Annotated in this window: 15 protein-coding genes; 11 read left to right on the forward strand and 4 right to left on the reverse strand. The window is 39.9% G+C overall.

Going from position 1 to position 17,519, the window contains the following annotated elements; genetic code table 11:
- Positions 1-131 precede the first annotated feature (131 nt).
- The 5 genes from GSQ84_RS03520 (at position 132) to GSQ84_RS03540 (ending at position 4,291) form a co-directional block, all read left to right on the forward strand.
- Positions 132-1,346 carry a CehA/McbA family metallohydrolase gene (locus GSQ84_RS03520; RefSeq protein WP_216848856.1) on the forward strand — a complete coding sequence of 405 codons (1,215 nt, stop codon included), beginning with the start codon at positions 132-134 and terminating at the stop codon, positions 1,344-1,346.
- Positions 1,347-1,473: 127 nt separating this feature from the next.
- Complete coding sequence (locus GSQ84_RS03525) at positions 1,474-1,614, forward strand: hypothetical protein (protein ID WP_158795861.1); 141 nt, start codon at positions 1,474-1,476, stop codon at positions 1,612-1,614.
- Positions 1,615-1,755: 141 nt separating this feature from the next.
- Entirely contained in the window at positions 1,756-2,361 is a 606-nt protein-coding gene (locus GSQ84_RS03530) for a thioredoxin family protein (RefSeq protein ID WP_158795862.1), read from the forward strand.
- 227 nt (positions 2,362-2,588) lie between these two features.
- A complete protein-coding gene (locus GSQ84_RS03535; protein ID WP_158795863.1) occupies positions 2,589-3,164 on the forward strand; it encodes a Crp/Fnr family transcriptional regulator in 576 nt (191 codons plus the stop codon).
- 155 nt (positions 3,165-3,319) lie between these two features.
- Positions 3,320-4,291 carry a zinc-binding alcohol dehydrogenase family protein gene (locus GSQ84_RS03540; RefSeq protein ID WP_158795864.1) on the forward strand — a complete coding sequence of 324 codons (972 nt, stop codon included), beginning with the start codon at positions 3,320-3,322 and terminating at the stop codon, positions 4,289-4,291.
- Positions 4,292-4,306: 15 nt separating this feature from the next.
- Here the strand turns inward: GSQ84_RS03540 and GSQ84_RS03545 are convergent, their stop codons facing one another.
- Positions 4,307-4,765 (reverse strand): hypothetical protein, encoded by a 459-nt coding sequence (locus tag GSQ84_RS03545; protein WP_158795865.1) that lies wholly within the window; start codon positions 4,763-4,765, stop codon positions 4,307-4,309.
- A 180-nt stretch (positions 4,766-4,945) separates the two neighbouring features.
- On the opposite strand from GSQ84_RS03545, the gene GSQ84_RS03550 reads away from it, so the two are divergent.
- A complete protein-coding gene (locus tag GSQ84_RS03550) occupies positions 4,946-5,836 on the forward strand; it encodes a dienelactone hydrolase family protein (protein ID WP_158795866.1) in 891 nt (296 codons plus the stop codon).
- 10 nt (positions 5,837-5,846) lie between these two features.
- Here the strand turns inward: GSQ84_RS03550 and GSQ84_RS03555 are convergent, their stop codons facing one another.
- The gene (locus GSQ84_RS03555; RefSeq protein ID WP_158795867.1) at positions 5,847-6,713 is read right to left on the reverse strand and encodes an alpha/beta hydrolase; all 867 of its coding nucleotides are present in this window, start codon (positions 6,711-6,713) and stop codon (positions 5,847-5,849) included.
- A gap of 210 nt (positions 6,714-6,923) precedes the next feature.
- On the opposite strand from GSQ84_RS03555, the gene katG reads away from it, so the two are divergent.
- From katG to GSQ84_RS03575, 4 genes are all read left to right on the forward strand, one after another.
- The gene (katG, locus tag GSQ84_RS03560; RefSeq protein WP_158795868.1) at positions 6,924-9,200 is read left to right on the forward strand and encodes a catalase/peroxidase HPI; all 2,277 of its coding nucleotides are present in this window, start codon (positions 6,924-6,926) and stop codon (positions 9,198-9,200) included.
- Between the two features lie 628 nt (positions 9,201-9,828).
- On the forward strand, positions 9,829-11,154 hold the full coding sequence (locus tag GSQ84_RS03565) for a paraquat-inducible protein A (protein WP_158795869.1): 1,326 nt from the start codon (positions 9,829-9,831) through the stop codon (positions 11,152-11,154).
- 47 nt (positions 11,155-11,201) lie between these two features.
- Positions 11,202-12,548, forward strand: coding sequence for a paraquat-inducible protein A (locus GSQ84_RS03570; RefSeq protein WP_158795870.1), 1,347 nt, complete (start codon positions 11,202-11,204; stop codon positions 12,546-12,548).
- 348 nt (positions 12,549-12,896) lie between these two features.
- On the forward strand, positions 12,897-15,269 hold the full coding sequence (locus tag GSQ84_RS03575; RefSeq protein WP_158795871.1) for an ABC transporter permease: 2,373 nt from the start codon (positions 12,897-12,899) through the stop codon (positions 15,267-15,269).
- A gap of 300 nt (positions 15,270-15,569) precedes the next feature.
- On the opposite strand, the gene GSQ84_RS03580 is transcribed toward GSQ84_RS03575, so the two are convergent.
- Positions 15,570-16,184: a CDP-alcohol phosphatidyltransferase family protein gene (locus tag GSQ84_RS03580; RefSeq protein WP_158795872.1), complete on the reverse strand. Its 615-nt coding sequence runs from the start codon at positions 16,182-16,184 to the stop codon at positions 15,570-15,572.
- A 48-nt stretch (positions 16,185-16,232) separates the two neighbouring features.
- Positions 16,233-16,583, reverse strand: a complete 351-nt coding sequence (locus GSQ84_RS03585) for a helix-turn-helix domain-containing protein (protein WP_158795873.1) — start codon at positions 16,581-16,583, stop codon at positions 16,233-16,235.
- Between the two features lie 83 nt (positions 16,584-16,666).
- Between GSQ84_RS03585 and GSQ84_RS03590 the strand changes: the two genes are divergently transcribed.
- Complete coding sequence (locus GSQ84_RS03590) at positions 16,667-17,488, forward strand: SDR family oxidoreductase (protein WP_158795874.1); 822 nt, start codon at positions 16,667-16,669, stop codon at positions 17,486-17,488.
- Positions 17,489-17,519 lie beyond the last annotated feature (31 nt).

A 17,519-nucleotide genomic window follows, 5' to 3' on the forward strand; every position in this document is an offset into this window, starting at 1 on the left:
AGAGACTGTCACAATTTCACTGCATTTCAAACTATTAACAATTTGTTAATAGTGCGCCGGTATATTTCCTGTCAAAAGCACCTTTAGGCTATTTGGGAATCAATAAACATCATTCAACTTCAATTTTTTTTATGAGATTTAAACACACAAAAAACATGCTGACGGGCATGCTCTGCACAGGATTTTTCATTATGATCGGTGGTGCTGCAATGGCCCAGTCCACCCACACTAACCCCTGGGCTCCCAGAGATATTGACACGCTCCCTCCCATTGCGAGCCTGAGCAAGGGCGTATGGTTAAAGGGCGATCTCCATCTGCACTCTAACCACAGCAAGGATGCCTCGAACAATCCTGTCTCGAAAATCGTTGCCTTCTCTGAGTCTGTTGGTATGGACTATATCTGTATTACCGATCATGATAACCATGTTAATGGCGACCCAGCCAATAATACCTGGGCAGATCCTGAGTTCAAATCAAAATCCCTGCTCCTGCTATATGGTGAAGAGTGGACCACCACCCGCGGCCACGGTAACGTGTTCTCGGCCAGACCTTATGACCATCAGCGGTTATACGACGTTCGCGATCAGCGCGATGTTGTAGTTGGAGCCGTAAAAAAGGAGCTTGGCATTCATTTATCGGCTAACCATCCAAGTGGAAAAGATCATTTCGGTTATTCTTATGATATGGTAGAATCAATTGAAGTCTGGAATTCTGCAGTATGGCCTAAAAATGCCAATGCGATCATGATCTGGGACGATATGCTTTCTTCAGGCCGCAAACTGACTGGCAGAGGCGGAAGTGATTCTCATCACGGTACTCCGGATACACCCGATAAAGCCACAAAAAATAGCGGACAGGCCAAAGCCAACTATATTGGTACCCCAACCACCTGGGTTTTCGCTACAGCAAGAACCAAACAGGCAGTAGTAGACGCACTTACCAATGGCCGCGTTTGCGTTAGCGCAAATCCATATGCACCCCGTGTTGAATTTTATGCAGATCTGAATGAGGATGGTAAAATGGATATGATGATGGGAGATAATGCTAAGTCGACAGGTAAACCTGTTAAATTCAGGGTGCAACTTACAGGAAATACTGTGGCCGACTCATCTTATACCGTTAGCATAGTGAAAAACGGTAATCCATACAGCACCATCAAGATGACGGGTAAAAAGCCAATGGTGGAGTTTACTGATACACCGGCCTTACATGGCCGAAGTTTTTACCGTGTAACGGTTGAAGGGCCGCAGACAGCTTATCCGGAAGTTCCATTGTCCATGGCCTTAAGTGGAAATATGGTTGGATTGTCTAACCCAATATACTTTAATTTCGATCCTAATTTTTAAGGCCGCCTTATTTTTCCGAAAGGGCTTTTAACTGACTGGAAGTGTTTTGATCAGCTCAAGTATCTTTCCCAGGTTATCGCATTTGAGTTTTCAGGGTAAAGCGGTACATTCAATTTAAAAATCGATAATGCTTCGGTTAATTTTTTTCTGGCTCAACAGCTGGCACTACCAGCTGTTGAGTTCATTTCCTGCCAAACCACAGCTACCTGTAATGAGGGAACTGTTCCGACTGCATTTTATTTTTCAGGAAGATATCTATGCTATCTGATGTATTGAGTTGCTGAGCGCTATAGACTACCGGTAATCATCTAAAAAGCAGAATGGCGAAGACGTTATTTTTAAGATTTATGCGATAAGAATAATTAATTAGAAGTGAGATAAAATCAAAAGGAATTTATTATATTTATTTATGATGAAAGCAAAACACTTATTATATATAATTTTTCTATTTATTGGTTCTGCGGCTTCGGCACAAACTGGTACTGCACTGCCTGCTTCAGAAAGCATAATGAACGACGCCTATGCAAAGGCCGCTAAAGAACACAAAAAGGTTTTGCTCATTTTCCATGCTTCCTGGTGTGGCTGGTGTAAAAAAATGGAAGCTTCCCTTAATGATCCAAGCTGCAAAAAAATGATCGACGATAATTATGTTATCGCTCGTTTGGATGTACTTGAACAACCGGCAAAAGCAAATCTTGAAAACCCTGGCAGCATGGAAGTAATGACAAAGTTTGGCGGAGAAAAATCAGGATTACCTTTTTGGCTGGTATTAGACACAAAAGGAAATGTTCTTGCTAATTCACTAATGCCTAAAGATGGCGCTGCAACAGCAACTCCTGCTGATAATGTAGGCTGCCCTGCCACAGAAAAAGAAGTAAGTTTTTTTGATGCAATTTTGAAAAAAACGTCGAAATTAAGTGATAGTGAGATTAAAGTGATTCATTCACGTTTTCTTTTAAATCAACCCTCTCCACAACCTGCAAAAGCGCTTACGTTAGGTACAGCTTCCTCCTAGTCTGGCACTGTCCCCTACTTGTGGTTTTATAATGCTCGTAGTGAAACGCTATCAGATAATTGAAATTTTCTAACCTATGTTTCCCGGTAATCATTTTGAATGACGATCATTGTCGTTATATTAATTACGGACAAAAAAAAAGACCCGTTAATCCGGCAGATAAAATAATCGCTGCATGATATAGAGATCGCTATTTCAATTAACTTAGCAAATCATATTGTCAACATATGCTTTTCCATTTCAAAGACAAATTCCCTCAGCTCACTCCCTATTTGGATAAATACAAGGAGTTTCAGCAACGTAGGGAAGTCCCTGCAAAAACAGTATTATTAGAAGAGGGAAAAGTATCAGGAAATTTTATTTTTATAGAAAAAGGTTGTATACGTTTATGTTTTAACAACAAAGGAACCGACAAAACTGTACAGTTTTTCTTTGAACAAGAGGGATTAACTTCTTTTGAAAGCTTCCTGAAGAACACACCAAGCCTGTTTACCATCGAAACGATTGAGCCGTCAATAATTTATTTATTACCTAAAATACACGTACATCGTTTCATGACTGAGTTGGGTGAAGAGCCGGGTTTTCTGAACTTAATTTTTGAGCTCTCCGCTGAAAGGCAATTACATTACATGCATGAGTTTGTTTCTTTCCTCAGGGATACGCCAGAAGAACGTTATCTAAATCTGTTAAACGAACGGCCGCATATCATTCAGCGGGTTCCGCAGCATTACATCGCCTCTTATTTAGGCATCAGCAAGGTTCATCTGAGCAGGATAAAAAGTGCCCTTGCACGAAAAAAATAAGAGAAGGACATTTGATAACAAATGTTATCGTCAGGCATTCCGGCTAACAGTAATTTTGTCTCAACAGAAAGAAACTATCATCAGCTTACCGTCCACAGACTGTTATCAATAAGCTAATGATAGCTTCATTACCGTTTAAAATAAATTCAATTCAAATGAAAGCAGCAGTAATGTACCAAAAGGGTGAATTACCCCAATATATAGATTTTCGGGAACCGGAAGTTCAAAACAACGATGAAGTATTAGTCACTGTAAAGGCAGTTGCACTAAAACATTTTGATAAAGGTACGGCCAGCGGAAAACATTATTCGAGCGATAAACCAAAAGAAAATGGCCGCGTGGTTGGCGGCGATGGCGTTTGCCTGCTCGAAGATGGCACAAGGGTTTATGGGATGGGCGTAAACGGAATGTTATCAGAAAGAGCTGTCATTAAAAAAGACAGGATTGTAAAATTACCCGCCGGAATCAGTGATGCCACTGCGGCAGCACTGGCCAATGCAGTGATGGGCGCGGCAATGGGCCTGCGTTTTAAAGCAGACATCCAGCATGGAGAAGTAGTATTAATCAATGGTGCTACCGGTTTTACCGGGCGGGTTGCTGTTCAGCTGGCAAAACATTATGGTGCCAAAAAAGTAATTGTGACCGGCCGGAATCAGCAGTCTTTAACAGATCTAATGGAACTGGGTGCCGATGAAATTATTTCTTTAAAACAGGAGGATGAGCAGTTTATCTCGCAAATAAAAAAGGTACACAACGAGTCGCCAATTGATATCATTATTGATTATGTATGGGGGCACACCGCCGAAATGATATTGGGCTGTTTAAAGGGTAACGGTTCATTTACAAATAAAACAAGATTTGTTTCTGTAGGCGCTATGTCAGGAGATTTGATCCAGCTATCTGCTGCAAACCTAAGGAGTGTTGATCTGCAGTTAACAGGCTCAGGACTGGGCAGCTGGCCTAAAGACCATGTGCGCAAACTCTTTTCTGAAATATTACCGGAAATGTTTCAGCTGGCGGCCGACGGTAAATTAAAAGTGGAAACCATAGAAGTCAGATTAGAAGACATCACTGAGCTTTGGAACCTGGATGTTCCCGACGGAAAGCGATTAGTGGTGACGATATAATATCTTCCTGACCGGTTATTTTAGCCTGATATATTTTTCGTAGATGGTTTTTTCAGCACCTCCGCTTTTTAGTTTTTCAATACCCTGCTGAATCAGGGTGTCATTTTTAATACTTACCGTAAAAGTAAATGTGTTGCCTTCAATATTTTTGTTAGCATAATAGTCCAGGTGTTCGGTATACTGATTGCCATTAAGCGTAAAAGTACCTCCCCCTGCATCAAAATGATTTGTTGAATCTTTATTGGTAACTAAGTTATGTTTTAAAAACGCGAAATGAGTATCATTGATAATTTTGATCATTTGCTGTTTTTTGGTATAATCCGTAACGGTTTTTATTCCTCCGCTTATTTCGGTACCTGAAATTAACTGCCAGGTACCATTTAAGTGAAGATCGCCGGCAGGTTTAGAAACTTTGGTTGTACAGGCGTATAATAGGCCAAGTGCCAAAAAAATCATGCAATATTTAGCTTTCATGTGCTTTGAGTTCGTTAACTTATGATGACCTAATTTAGTTAAAAATATTTCTGATTGTATCAATTAACATTGTATTTTTATATAAAAACCGGGGCGCAGATTTTGGTAAAGAACAAATCCTATTTATATTGTTCTAGAATGAGGTAGCGCATTAATCATCAACTGATCAGATCTTTAACTATGAGCCAGATAAACAAAGAAGATATCAAACAGGAAGTGTTTGACCTATATGATGACTATGCGCACAACCGGCTTAACCGTCGCGCATTTGTTCAAAAGCTATCAGTTTACGCGGTTGGCGGGCTAACTGTACCTGCGCTGATGAGTTTCCTGATGCCCGATTATACAGGAAATGTACAGGTAAAACCGGATGATCCGCGTCTGCAATCAGCTTACATCAATTATTCTTCACCAAAAGGCGGCGGAACGATCAGGGGCTTGCTTTCAAAACCTATAGCTGCCAACCGGAAACTTGGAGGTATCATCGTTGTTCATGAGAACAGGGGTTTAAATCCCTATATCGAAGATGTGGCCAGAAGAGCTGCCCTGGCAGGATTTATTTCACTTGCACCCGATGCACTAACCCCACTGGGCGGTTATCCTGGTAATGACGATGAGGGACGTACCCTTCAAAGTAAAAGGGATAAAGGCGAAATGGAAGAAGATTTTATAGCCGCATACGATTATCTAAAAAACCATGAAAGCTGCAATGGTAAGGTTGGTGTTGTAGGTTTTTGTTTTGGCGGCGGCATTGCCAATATGATGGCGGTACGTATACCAGGACTTGCAGCGGCAGTGCCTTTCTATGGAAGTCAGCCTGCAGCGGCCGATGTACCGAAAATTCATGCACCTTTAATGCTCCATTATGCATCTTTAGATACCAGGATTACGGAAGGCTGGCCTGCGTATAAAGCTGCTTTAGATGCCAATGGCAAAAAATACCAGGAGTTTGTTTATGAAAACGTGAATCATGGCTTCCATAATGATACTACCCCCCGTTATGATAAAGCCGCAGCAGAACTCGCCTGGAAACGTACTATTGATTTTTTCAGTGAACAGTTGAAATCGTAACGGATAAGATTTAATTTTTGATGTCGCTATAAATAAATTTCAGTCCGTTTGATATTGCCTGATGGGAAATGGTTGCATGGTCCTCCAGAGGGAGATAGTCCAAATAAACCGTTACGGCTTTGCTTTTGGTATGCCTGATTTTTTCTTCCAGTAAATTTGCATCTACTTCCATCACACGAGGTAAAACGGTAGGTGCGAGTCCTTCTTTCCCTACGCCAATATAAACTTTGGTCTGTTGTAAAAATGTACTTTTTATTAAGGGTGAATCCTGATCAAGCAAGGAACCATTGTCCCACCAAATGCTTGGGCTCACGATAATGTATTTGTTAAAAAGTGCTGGTTTTTTGAGTAAGATCTCGGTTGCCAATAGTCCTCCCAGCGACTGACCGATAATTGTTCTGGAATGATTAGCCTTATATTTTTTTTCAATGAATGGCTGGAGTTCTTTTTCAATAAAAGCAATGAACTGATCGGAATGCCCGGACGTAGGGTATTTCTTTTTGTCCTTTTCAATAGTAGTTGGGTAGGTAAAGTCCCTCCTCCTGTCTACTGTGGCAATACCCACTACAATAGATTTAGGAACACGGTTTACCCATTCAAAACTGTTAAACTGATAAAGACCTGCCACATGTATAAAATCTTCGTCGGCCGATCCATCCAGCAGATAAGTTACAGGGTAAACAATAGAATCATTTTTATTATAACCTTCAGGAAGGTAGATATTTAAAATTCTTTTTTCTCCCAATTCCTTTGAGTAAAGCTCATCAATTACGCCAAGCACAAATGGCTTGGTATCGTCAATAGAAGTTACGGTTTTAGATTGGGAGAATGTCTGAAAGGTAATCAATGTAATGAATAAGGTAAGCGCAAATTTCATTTGATCAAGGTAATCATACTTTTAGTTTATCATATCAATATTTTCAAACCTTCGACTATACACTTAAACTATTGAAATCATTAGATCATATAGATTTTAACTATTTAGCATAGAATTAAATGATTGTGTTTATCACATCTAAAACCATAATTTTATAGTACTTTACAATAACCAGGGCACGTTGAGTGTTCAATATATAAACTTATAAATATGGAAAGCGAATCAAATGACATCAGTAAATGCCCGTTTCATAATGGCACTATGAAACACAATACTGGCGGCGGCGGCACTCGTAATAACGATTGGTGGCCTAACCAGTTAAAGCTAAGTATTCTTCGTCAGCACTCCTCTTTGTCAAACCCTATGGGTGAAGACTTTAATTATGCAGAAGCTTTTAAAAGCCTCGACCTTGCAGCAGTGAAAGCAGACCTTCATGCACTGATGACCGACTCGCAGGACTGGTGGCCGGCAGACTTTGGCCACTATGGCGGTTTGTTCATCCGTATGGCATGGCACAGTGCCGGAACCTACCGTGTAGGTGACGGACGCGGTGGTGCCGGAGCAGGACTACAACGTTTTGCACCGCTGAACAGCTGGCCTGATAACGTAAGTCTCGATAAAGCACGCAGATTACTGTGGCCTATCAAACAAAAATATGGAAACAACATTTCATGGGCCGACCTCATGATCCTTACCGGTAATATCGCATTGGAATCTATGGGTTTTAAAACCTTTGGGTTTGCAGGTGGCCGCGAGGATGTTTGGGAAGCAGATGAATCTGTATACTGGGGTAATGAAACTACCTGGCTGGGTGGCGACCTGCGTTATGCGCATGGTTCTCCAGGCGTAGTTGAAGGTCATGGTGTATTGGTATCAGACGATGATGCTGATGGTGACATACACTCCCGCAATCTTGAAAAACCGCTTGCAGCCGTACAAATGGGATTGATCTACGTGAATCCAGAAGGTCCTGATGGTAATCCTGATCCTCTTTTAGCTGCTAAAGATATTCGTGATACTTTCGGCCGTATGGCCATGAACGATGAGGAAACCGTTGCCTTAATAGCCGGTGGACACAGTTTTGGTAAAACACATGGGGCTGCTTCTGCAGACCATGTAGGCAAAGAGCCTGAAGCTTCTGATGTTGAATTGCAGGGATTAGGCTGGAGCAACAGTTATGGCTCTGGTAAGGGTGCCCACGCAATTACCAGCGGGCTGGAAGTGATATGGACAAAAACACCAACCCAATGGAGCAATAACTTTTTTGAAAATTTATTTGGATACGAATGGGAATTATCTAAAAGCCCTGCTGGTGCGCACCAATGGGTAGCTAAAGATGCAGATGCTATTATTCCTGATGCTTATGATAGCTCAAAAAAACATTTACCTACCATGCTGACTACCGACCTTGCTTTAAGGTTTGATCCTGCTTACGAGAAAGTATCAAGACGCTTTTTTGAAAATCCGGATGAGTTTGCTGATGCTTTTGCACGTGCATGGTTTAAATTAACACACCGTGACATGGGTCCCCGTGAACGTTATTTAGGTCCTGATGTACCGCAGGAAGAATTGCTTTGGCAGGATCCTATTCCAGCAGTTAACCATACATTGATAGCTGAAGGTGATGTTACAGCATTAAAAGCAAAAATAGCTGAATCAGGTTTAAGCGTTTCTGAACTGGTGTCTACAGCATGGGCTTCGGCTTCTACTTTCCGTGGCTCGGACAAACGTGGTGGTGCCAATGGTGCCCGTATTCGTCTTGCTCCGCAAAAATACTGGCAGGTGAATAACCCTGTTCAATTGCAGAAAGTGTTGAATAAACTGGAAGGCATTCAACAGGAATTTAATGGTGCACAGGGCGATGGTAAAAAAGTCTCGCTGGCAGATCTGATCGTATTGGCTGGTAGCGTAGGCGTTGAAAAAGCAGCTAAAGATGCAGGCAAGGATATCAACGTTCCTTTCACAGCAGGACGTATGGATGCTTCACAGGAACAAACCGACGAAGAATCATTTGCTTTCCTGGAGCCTGCTGCTGATGGTTTCCGTAATTACCGTAAAACGAAGGTTAGTGTTTCTACCGAAGAGCTGCTGATCGATAAAGCGCATTTGCTTACCCTTACAGCACCTGAGTTAACGGTACTGGTAGGCGGTATGCGTGTGTTGAATACCAATTTTGATGAGTCTAAACATGGTGTTTTCACTTCGCAACCTGGTGTGCTGACCAACGATTTCTTTATCAACCTGCTTGATATGGCAACCCAATGGAAAGCAGTGGGAGACGATAAGGAACTTTATCAGGGTCGCGATCGTACTTCCGGCGATGTAAAATGGACTGCTACGCGTGCAGATCTTGTTTTCGGTTCTAATTCAGAACTGAGAGCTGTTGCTGAGATTTATGGAAGCGCAGGTGGTCAGGACAAATTTGTAAATGACTTTGTTGCTGCCTGGACTAAAGTGATGAACCTGGATAGGTTTGATTTAAAATAATTCAAAGAACTTATGTTTATCTTTTAATCTGAAAAAACAGATTCGAAGATCATATGATAGAATAATTTAAGGCACCGGAGCACCGGTGCCTTTTTTTTGTGAATGAGAATGCGATGTAATTAATCAACCTGAGTTCCAAAACTCCAATGGTTTTATAACTCCAATTCTTCTTTCAGCTGTGCTAATTGCTGATCGATAATATCAAAAGCCCTGTTCTAAAATTAAGCGTAGCGGAGGATCATTGCTTTTAGTAATTGCAGTTGCTTATTTTATTGTATCTGCATCCTCCTTGCCATGAAACCTTCAAAAAGGGCTTTTCACGTTAACTAATAAAGTATTACTCGCCGTAATAGGCGTTTCTTTGTATCTTAATATCTATATGTATTTACATCTAGATATCACCTATTAATCCGAATTACTTTTATGATTGCCCAAAATTTAGTTTTTCAGGACACAAAATTTATTAGTCTGAATTACTCAGATGGAAGATTTGAGAAACGTCATCATGATCGAAAGTTTATTAGTCATGTTAAATATCTCACTCTTAAAAAGTGTAACCAAAAAAGCAATCAAACATTTCCAGAAATTTTAAGTTGTATGGACGTTCCACAACTTAATTTCAACTGATTTGACCGCAGAACAACAAAACAATGTCGTTAAGGGATTTAACGTCTCTAAATTATTATTAATCCTTGGCCTGGGTTTACTTTTAGTGGGTGAAGGTTATTTTGGCTACCGCCTGCATACGCTTTCCAATCAGCAGGAGGAAATTAAAAAGGATTATTCCGATATCAATAACATTACTTTCGGGCTTTTTTCAGTCGACCAGTGGCATGATAAAGTAGCTGGTATTATTAACCACCAGGTTCGTCATTTCACCATGACGCGAAAACAAAAAAAGCAACTGCAGGTAGAAGTTGAACAAATCATTCTGGCATTGATCAATAAGGCCGAAGCACTGGTTAATAAACCACAACAGTCTTTAGGCGGAAAGCTGAAAAAATTAGCTGTCAAAACCTTTGTAAATACCGATAAGATCAAGGCCCAGGTTCCCGGGTTCGCAAAAACTATTATCGCAAAGATTGACAACCCGACAAATAAAAAGCAGTTAAGTACACTGGCAATGAACAAGTTTATAGCTGTTGAACACAGTGGTTATATAGACAGTACCACAACTGCGAATAATGCGGAAATCAGTAAAATGTACAGCAAATATCATGTTTCCTCTCCAGATGAATTTAATAATAAACTGACTGCATCGCTGGATACTATTCGTACAACCACTTATAATTATTCTTTTGGTATGCTTGGCTGTATTCTGATTGTTTTATCCCTATGGTGGATGTTCCGGAAACGGGTAGAATTACACGCTACACTTTTTGTCCTGTCGTTATTGTTTGCCTTTGTGCTGCTTGCAGTAGGTTTAACTGCATCAATGATTGAAGTCGATGCGCGTATTAAATCACTGGATTTTGTATTGTTAGGAGAACATGTGGTTTTTAAGAACCAGGTATTATTCTTTCAAACCAAGAGCATTCTCGATGTGGTAGAGGTTTTGGTAAAACAACCGGCTGTTGATTCTATATTGGTTGGTATTTTAATTCTTGTTTTTAGTATCCTTTTTCCGGTGATGAAATTAAGTTCTACCGGTATCCATCTATTGAGTAAAAGAAAAGTGGCTGAAAATAAGTTCATCAAATACTTTGCGTTTCAGTCAGGTAAGTGGAGCATGGCGGACGTAATTGTTATTGCCATACTAATGACGTATATCGGCTTAAACGGTTTATTAGAAAGTCAGTTGTCAAGCCTGAACATCCGTAGTGATTTTTTAACAATCATTACCACAAACAATACAGCTTTGCAGCCGGGTTATATCATCTTCATCAGTTTTGTATTATATGGATTGATTTTGTCTACTATTTTGAAGTCCATTACACCATATGATTCGCATTAAATGCTATTCAATCCATCGTTTAAATTATAATTTAATTAATTAAAACATTGACAACTCAGCAAAAAAACACAACGGCCAAAAGATTTGGCCTGCCCAATTTGATACTCATTCTAGGATTAAGTGTTCTGCTTTGCGGCGAAGCCTACTATGGTTACCGTCTCCATACACTTTCCAGTGATCAGGAGCAGATCAAAGAGGATTATAGTATGTCGAATAACATTACATTCGGACTGTTTTCTGTTGATCAGTGGCGCGATAAAATAGCGGCAGTTGTTAATCATCAGGTGCATGATTTCACGATCACTCCGGCACAAAAGAAAGCCTTACAGGCGCAGGTAGAACAGCAGTTGCATGACCTGGTCAAAAAGGCGGTTGCAGAAATTAATAAACCACAAAAAACTTTCGGCGGCAAACTGAAGAAATTTGCATTTAACAAATTTGTAGATGCCAAAGATATTTACGCACAGGTGCCTTCCTTTGCAAAAACGATCATTGACAAAGTGAACAGTCCTGAGAGCCACAACAGGCTAAAGAACATCGCTACCAGTAAAATTAACCAGCTTGAAGACGAAACACATGATAGTACCAGTGTAGCTTATGGTCAGGTTACTAAATATTTATATAGTAAATATCGCGTTTATAACCCGGATGATTTTAATAAACAGATCACTTCGCGCTTAGCAGCTATCCGTACGGTTACTTATAATTACGCTTATGCCATGCTGGGTTGCGTTGCGGTTGCTCTCGGCTTAACTTGGTTCATGAGAAAACAGGTACATCTGCGTACCACACTTTTCGTGATGTCGTTGTTGTTTGCTTTAATCTTATTAGCAGTAGGCATAACAGCCTCTATTATTGAGGTTGATGCCCGTATCCAAACACTGAATTTTATGCTTCTGGGAGAGAAAGTTGCTTTCGAGAACCAGGTACTATTTTTCCAGAGCAAAAGTATATTGGGTATAATTGAGGTACTGATCAAACAACCTAAGCCCGACGCTATCGTGGTGGGTTCTCTAATGCTCCTATTCATTATTATCTTACCTGTTTTAAGAATAATCGCAAAAGGTCTCCACATCCTAAGCACTAAAGAACTGGCGGATAATAAAGTATTAAAATATTTAACTTTCGAGGCCGGAAAATGGGATATGGCCGATGTGATGGTAGTTGGTACAGTGATGACCTATATAGGTTTGAATGGCATTTTAAAAAGTCAGCTTTCTAATCTAAATATCCATAACAGTTTCTTAACCACAGCTACTGTTAACGACACTTCTTTACAACCCGGATTTTTTATATTTGTAGGTTATGTAGTTTTTGAATTTGTGTTGTCATTTTTATTTAAAAAAATCACGAGTAATGAAACAGCGGCATTGAAGGATGAGCGATCTGAGTAATTTTCTATTCTTAATTGAGTTGAATATTATAAATATCAGGCATCCATCATTACACCTGTAATGACGATTTAGCTAATTTCCGCCAAAAAAATCTAATAGCCATTTTTACTATATGAGAAACAATAGAGAGCCAATCTGAACCTCATTAAATTAGCTGAGAATGAGTTGACCGGTTCATACTTCAACCGTCCGGCAGTGTACAATGACCGTCCGATAATGAACGATCTCCATTAATGATTAAAAATTAAAATACTGTAATACAGAACGTTAAAACATAAACTACTCTTGGCACAAACTTAGTAAATTGCCTATCAATCGTATTTGCTTTATTGATAAACCAATGCTGCCATGTTTAAACTCAATTTAAAAATCGCTTTGCGTAACCTTTGGAGAAACAAGACTTCTTCTATGATTAATATCATTGGTCTGGCAGCTGGTTTATCTGCCTGCCTGTTATTGCTGTTATATGTCAGTTATGAAATAAATTTCGACCGCCATTTTAAGGATGCTGATAAAATTTATCAGGTAATGACCAATTTTCAGGATGCTACCGGGAAGATTACAAGTACCGGAGGATCGCCTGGAGATGGGATACCAATGGCCATCAGAGCTAAAATACCGGAGGTGGACGCAATCGCCAGAATAGGTGGTTTTGATCAGTCAATCATCGCCAATGGGCAAAACAGGTTTAAAAGAGTGGATCTCTTCGCCGACCCGGAGATTCTCAAAGTTTTCAATTATGAATTTATAGTTGGCAATCCGACTACGGCATTAAGTACGCCAAATGCTATCATTTTGACTGCGGAGACTGCGAAACTTTTATTCGGTACTACAGATGTACTGAACAGAACGGTGAGGTATAAAAACACAAATGATTTAAAAGTTACCGGCGTTATCAAAGATCTGCCCACCAATACCTCACTCAGATTTGATTATTTGATGCCCTGGTCTTTTTTTGCAAGCATCAATGATTATGTTAAAAACCCCGGCTGGGGAAATTTCAACTTTCTGGCGATGGCTAAAGTTAACAATCCGGCCAATATCGACCTGATTAATGCTAAAGTGAAAAAGCTGTTCAATGAAAATTATAAGGACCAAAAAAACGAGAATTTCTTGTTTCCTTTATCAGATAAACATTTGTATGGCGAGTTTCTGAATGGCAAAAGTGTAGGTGGCGACATAGAACGTATTTATCTGTTTATAGCACTGGCCTTCGGCATCTTACTGGTCGCCTGTATTAATTTCATGAATATGGCCACTGCTAAATCGGAACGCAGGGCAAAGGAAGTGGGCATTAAAAAAACTATCGGCGCAACAAGGGGTTCGTTAATTACCCAATTCCTGACCGAAGCGATGGTACTAACTACCGTGGCCGTATTAATTGCGGTCGCCATTGTTGAGGCCACTCTGCCCCTATTTAATAACCTGCTGAGCATAAATATTACCATTGGATATAACAATACAGGCTATTGGCTGGGTATTCTGCTAATCGCATTGCTTACTGGTCTTTTGTCTGGCGCTTATCCGGCATTGTTCCTTTCTTCTTTTAACCCGATCCAAACTTTAAAAAAGAAAACAGCAAGGGCAAAATTGATTCCTATTAACTTAAGGCAAGTACTGGTGGTTGTACAATTTTCTTTTGCCATTATGCTGATCATTGCTACGCTTGTGATCTATAAACAAATGCAGTTTATAAAGAACAGACCGGTGGGTTACCATATCAATTTGCTTGCAGAGATGCCCCAGGATGGTGAACTGTCTGGTCAGTTTGACCTTTTTAAGGAGCAGGCACTTAAAACCGGGGCGGTCAATTTTGTCAATGAGTCATCACGGGGAATGACAGACGTAGGCAGTTGGTTTTACGGCTTTAAATGGCCAGGAATGGAAGAAAAGGGGAAAGAAATTGTTTTCAATCGCCTGGAAACACAGTATGATTTTGTGAAGACCAACGGTGTGGAGCTGGTGTCCGGGCGCGATTTCTCCAGGGAATTTGCATCAGACACTGCAGGAATTTTGCTGAGCAGTACGGCGGTAAAGGCGATGAAGGTGAAAGATCCGATGGGAATGAACGTTGTTCTTTTTGGAAAACAGCTCAAAGTAATAGGTGTATTTAAAGATTTTACCTGGGACTCTCCTTATCGTTCAGGCCGCCAGATGGTGATTATTTTTAATAAAAATCCGGCAGGAATTATCAATATGCGGTTAAATCCCGCTAACAGTTTGAGTAAGAATATCGAGTTAATTTCAGCTATTGCTAAAAATATCAATCCGGACTATCCTGTAGAAATTAACTTTGCCAATGACCTGTATGCCAGAAAAATGCAGTCAGAAAAAATTCTGGGTATTCTGGCTAATCTGTTTGGGGGCATAGCGATACTGATCTCTTGTCTGGGCCTTTACGGACTGGTTGCTTACAGCGCAGAACAGCGTACCAAAGAATTTGGTGTACGCCGTGTACTGGGTGCATCAGTTGGCAATATTATGAGCCTGCTTTCGGTTTCTTTTCTAAAAATGGTAGTTGTGTCTGCCTGTGTTGGTGTACCTGTGGCATATTATCTGATGAACAGATGGCTCACAAATTTTGAGTTTAGAACAACGATATCTTTGTCAATTATATTGATATCAATAGTAGGAACTGTAGTTATTGCGTTTCTGACGGTCAGTTTTCAGGCATATAAAGCGGCGAAAGCCAACCCGGTAGAAGCGCTGAAGTACGAGTAATTGTACTTGGTTCCCAGCCATGCTACATGCGGAATAAGATTGATATTATTGTCAGTATTTGATTTTGGAGCTGCGTCTAAAATAGGATAAGCCAAATATAGATAAAAATTGATATACTAAAAGCCACATCAAAAATGGATACGAGAAAATAAATCCAATTGCCACAATTAAAAATTGCAGGTAGATCAATTTTAATTTGATTAAAAAATTAGCCATTATAAAATAATTGAGGAGTCAGTTTAAATATATAGAATCTGATTCTGGTGATCGCGACGATCTAAAATTGCCAGCTGATCATCGCTAGCCGTTAAACATTTTATTCCTTTTAATCGGTTTCCCTTGTCTGATCAGAATCGCGTGATAAAAGCTCGGGACATCATTTTCCCATTTACGTATGATAAGCAGGATTGCGATGATTTCCATGCGGGTAATCATTCCGATATAAAAACAAGTCATAAATAACCAGCTGGAATCACAAGTGCTAATAACTTGTACCAATGTACCGAGAATAGTTAAAGTCCACACTTTTGAAAGTATAGCATGTGTTGCTACCTCTTTCCTAAATTTAAGATAACTAATCAGGTATGTTAATGCTTCTGCACCCAATAATGCGACAAGCAAAAATGCATTTTCTTTAAAGAACGTACCGCAGATCACATAAGCCCCGGCTAATGCACTTAACCAGAAAATCTGATCTATAAATGAATCCATTCGCCGGAGTTTAACCGTTGAAACATTTAATTTGCGGGCTATAATTCCATCAAAGACATCTGATATCAGGCCAATAATAAGTAAAGTATTAATGATAGGCCTGAAATGTTCCGGTTGTATAAAACTCAGAAGTAATATAATGATGCTGAATAATAAACGGCTATAAATTAACAGAATAGGAATGTGGATATAGTATTTTCTCATTTTAACTCAGAACCTGAAAAATCTTTGTTAGTATTCAGACCTATATGGTCATCCTTTTTTGGTGATATGTTTTTTGTGCTCAATTCCCCACTTAATCATTTCCAGCAAAATTGCACTGAACGTTTTGCAATAATCTGTAGTTTTATATTCAATAAGCACCGGGGAAGTGCCGTGTACTGTACGGCTAATGATGCCGTTAAGTTCCAATTCCTTAAGCTCTTTAGACAGCATTCTGGTTGTAATTCCAGGAATGCTCCTCTCTATTTCCCTGTACCTGGTGTTACCATTGCATAAGGAATTCATAATTGGGAGTTTCCATTTTCCTCCGATAACATAAAGGGTATCCTGAAGGGCTTGTATCTCCTGTGCTTCGTTTCTAACAATTGTTGAAGTATCCATGTGGTGTAAATAGTGTGGTATACATGAGTATACTGGTTACGAATGTATATCAAATTAGCCATACTTTTGATAAAAATATTACCATGGCAAATACAATTTTTATTACGGGTACCAGCAGCGGTCTTGGACGGTTAATGGCAATTCATTTTGCAAAAAACGGGTGGAATGTTGCAGCGACTATGCGCACACCGGAAAAGGAAACAGAATTCAATGCCTTTCCCCAAATTAAGATATTTAAATTGGATGTAACGCAGGTGGATACCGTAACAGTAGCTGTTGACAATGCCATCGCAGCCTTTGGAACGATAGATGTCATTGTGAACAATGCAGGTATCGGTATGTATGGTGCGCTGGAATTAACAAATGACGCTGACATTGAAAAACAATTTGCAGTGAATGTAAAAGGCGTGATCAATGTGATACGCGCGTTTTTACCTCATTTAAGGGCTAATAGGGCTGGGAAAATTATCAATATCAGTTCTTTGATGGGCATTAGCACTGCACTACCTTTGGGCTCCTTATATAATATGTCAAAATTCGCGTTAGAGGGACTTACAGAAGGTTTGACATTCGAATTAAAGCCGTTGAATATAGATCTCCATTTGGTTGAACCAGGCGGATTTGGATCTGCCTTTGGCGAAAATATAACCTTTAGCAAAAGCGAGGAAATTAAAGATTATGACCTGATTACAGGGAAAGTTTCAACAGTACTCCATGCTGCTTCCGGTGCGGGAATGAAGATTACTGCACAGCCGATTGTTGATGAGATTTATGCATTGGCCAGCGGGAAAAGTAAGGCATTTAGAACAGTAGTTGGAAAAGATGCTAAAATGGTCGTTTTCCTGCGAAAGATTCTCCCGATCAATGCATTTCTAAAGATACTGGGTAAAAAATTCTTAAGTTAATGCTCGTAAAAACAGCCGGCACAGCAAGGTA

Source organism: Pedobacter sp. L105 (genome assembly GCF_009765875.1).
GTDB lineage: Bacteria > Bacteroidota > Bacteroidia > Sphingobacteriales > Sphingobacteriaceae > Pedobacter.

Bases quoted from the DNA above. Each gene is read 5' to 3' on its own strand.
- GSQ84_RS03520 (WP_216848856.1), top strand. From the start codon at position 132: ATGAGATTTAAACACACAAAAAACATGCTGACGGGCATGCTCTGCACA.
- GSQ84_RS03525 (WP_158795861.1), top strand. From the start codon at position 1,474: ATGCTTCGGTTAATTTTTTTCTGGCTCAACAGCTGGCACTACCAGCTG.
- GSQ84_RS03530 (WP_158795862.1), top strand. From the start codon at position 1,756: ATGATGAAAGCAAAACACTTATTATATATAATTTTTCTATTTATTGGT.
- GSQ84_RS03535 (WP_158795863.1), top strand. From the start codon at position 2,589: ATGCTTTTCCATTTCAAAGACAAATTCCCTCAGCTCACTCCCTATTTG.
- GSQ84_RS03540 (WP_158795864.1), top strand. From the start codon at position 3,320: ATGAAAGCAGCAGTAATGTACCAAAAGGGTGAATTACCCCAATATATA.
- GSQ84_RS03545 (WP_158795865.1), bottom strand. From the start codon at position 4,765: ATGAAAGCTAAATATTGCATGATTTTTTTGGCACTTGGCCTATTATAC.
- GSQ84_RS03550 (WP_158795866.1), top strand. From the start codon at position 4,946: ATGAGCCAGATAAACAAAGAAGATATCAAACAGGAAGTGTTTGACCTA.
- GSQ84_RS03555 (WP_158795867.1), bottom strand. From the start codon at position 6,713: ATGAAATTTGCGCTTACCTTATTCATTACATTGATTACCTTTCAGACA.
- katG (WP_158795868.1), top strand. From the start codon at position 6,924: ATGGAAAGCGAATCAAATGACATCAGTAAATGCCCGTTTCATAATGGC.
- GSQ84_RS03575 (WP_158795871.1), top strand. From the start codon at position 12,897: ATGTTTAAACTCAATTTAAAAATCGCTTTGCGTAACCTTTGGAGAAAC.
- GSQ84_RS03580 (WP_158795872.1), bottom strand. From the start codon at position 16,184: ATGAGAAAATACTATATCCACATTCCTATTCTGTTAATTTATAGCCGT.
- GSQ84_RS03585 (WP_158795873.1), bottom strand. From the start codon at position 16,583: ATGGATACTTCAACAATTGTTAGAAACGAAGCACAGGAGATACAAGCC.
- GSQ84_RS03590 (WP_158795874.1), top strand. From the start codon at position 16,667: ATGGCAAATACAATTTTTATTACGGGTACCAGCAGCGGTCTTGGACGG.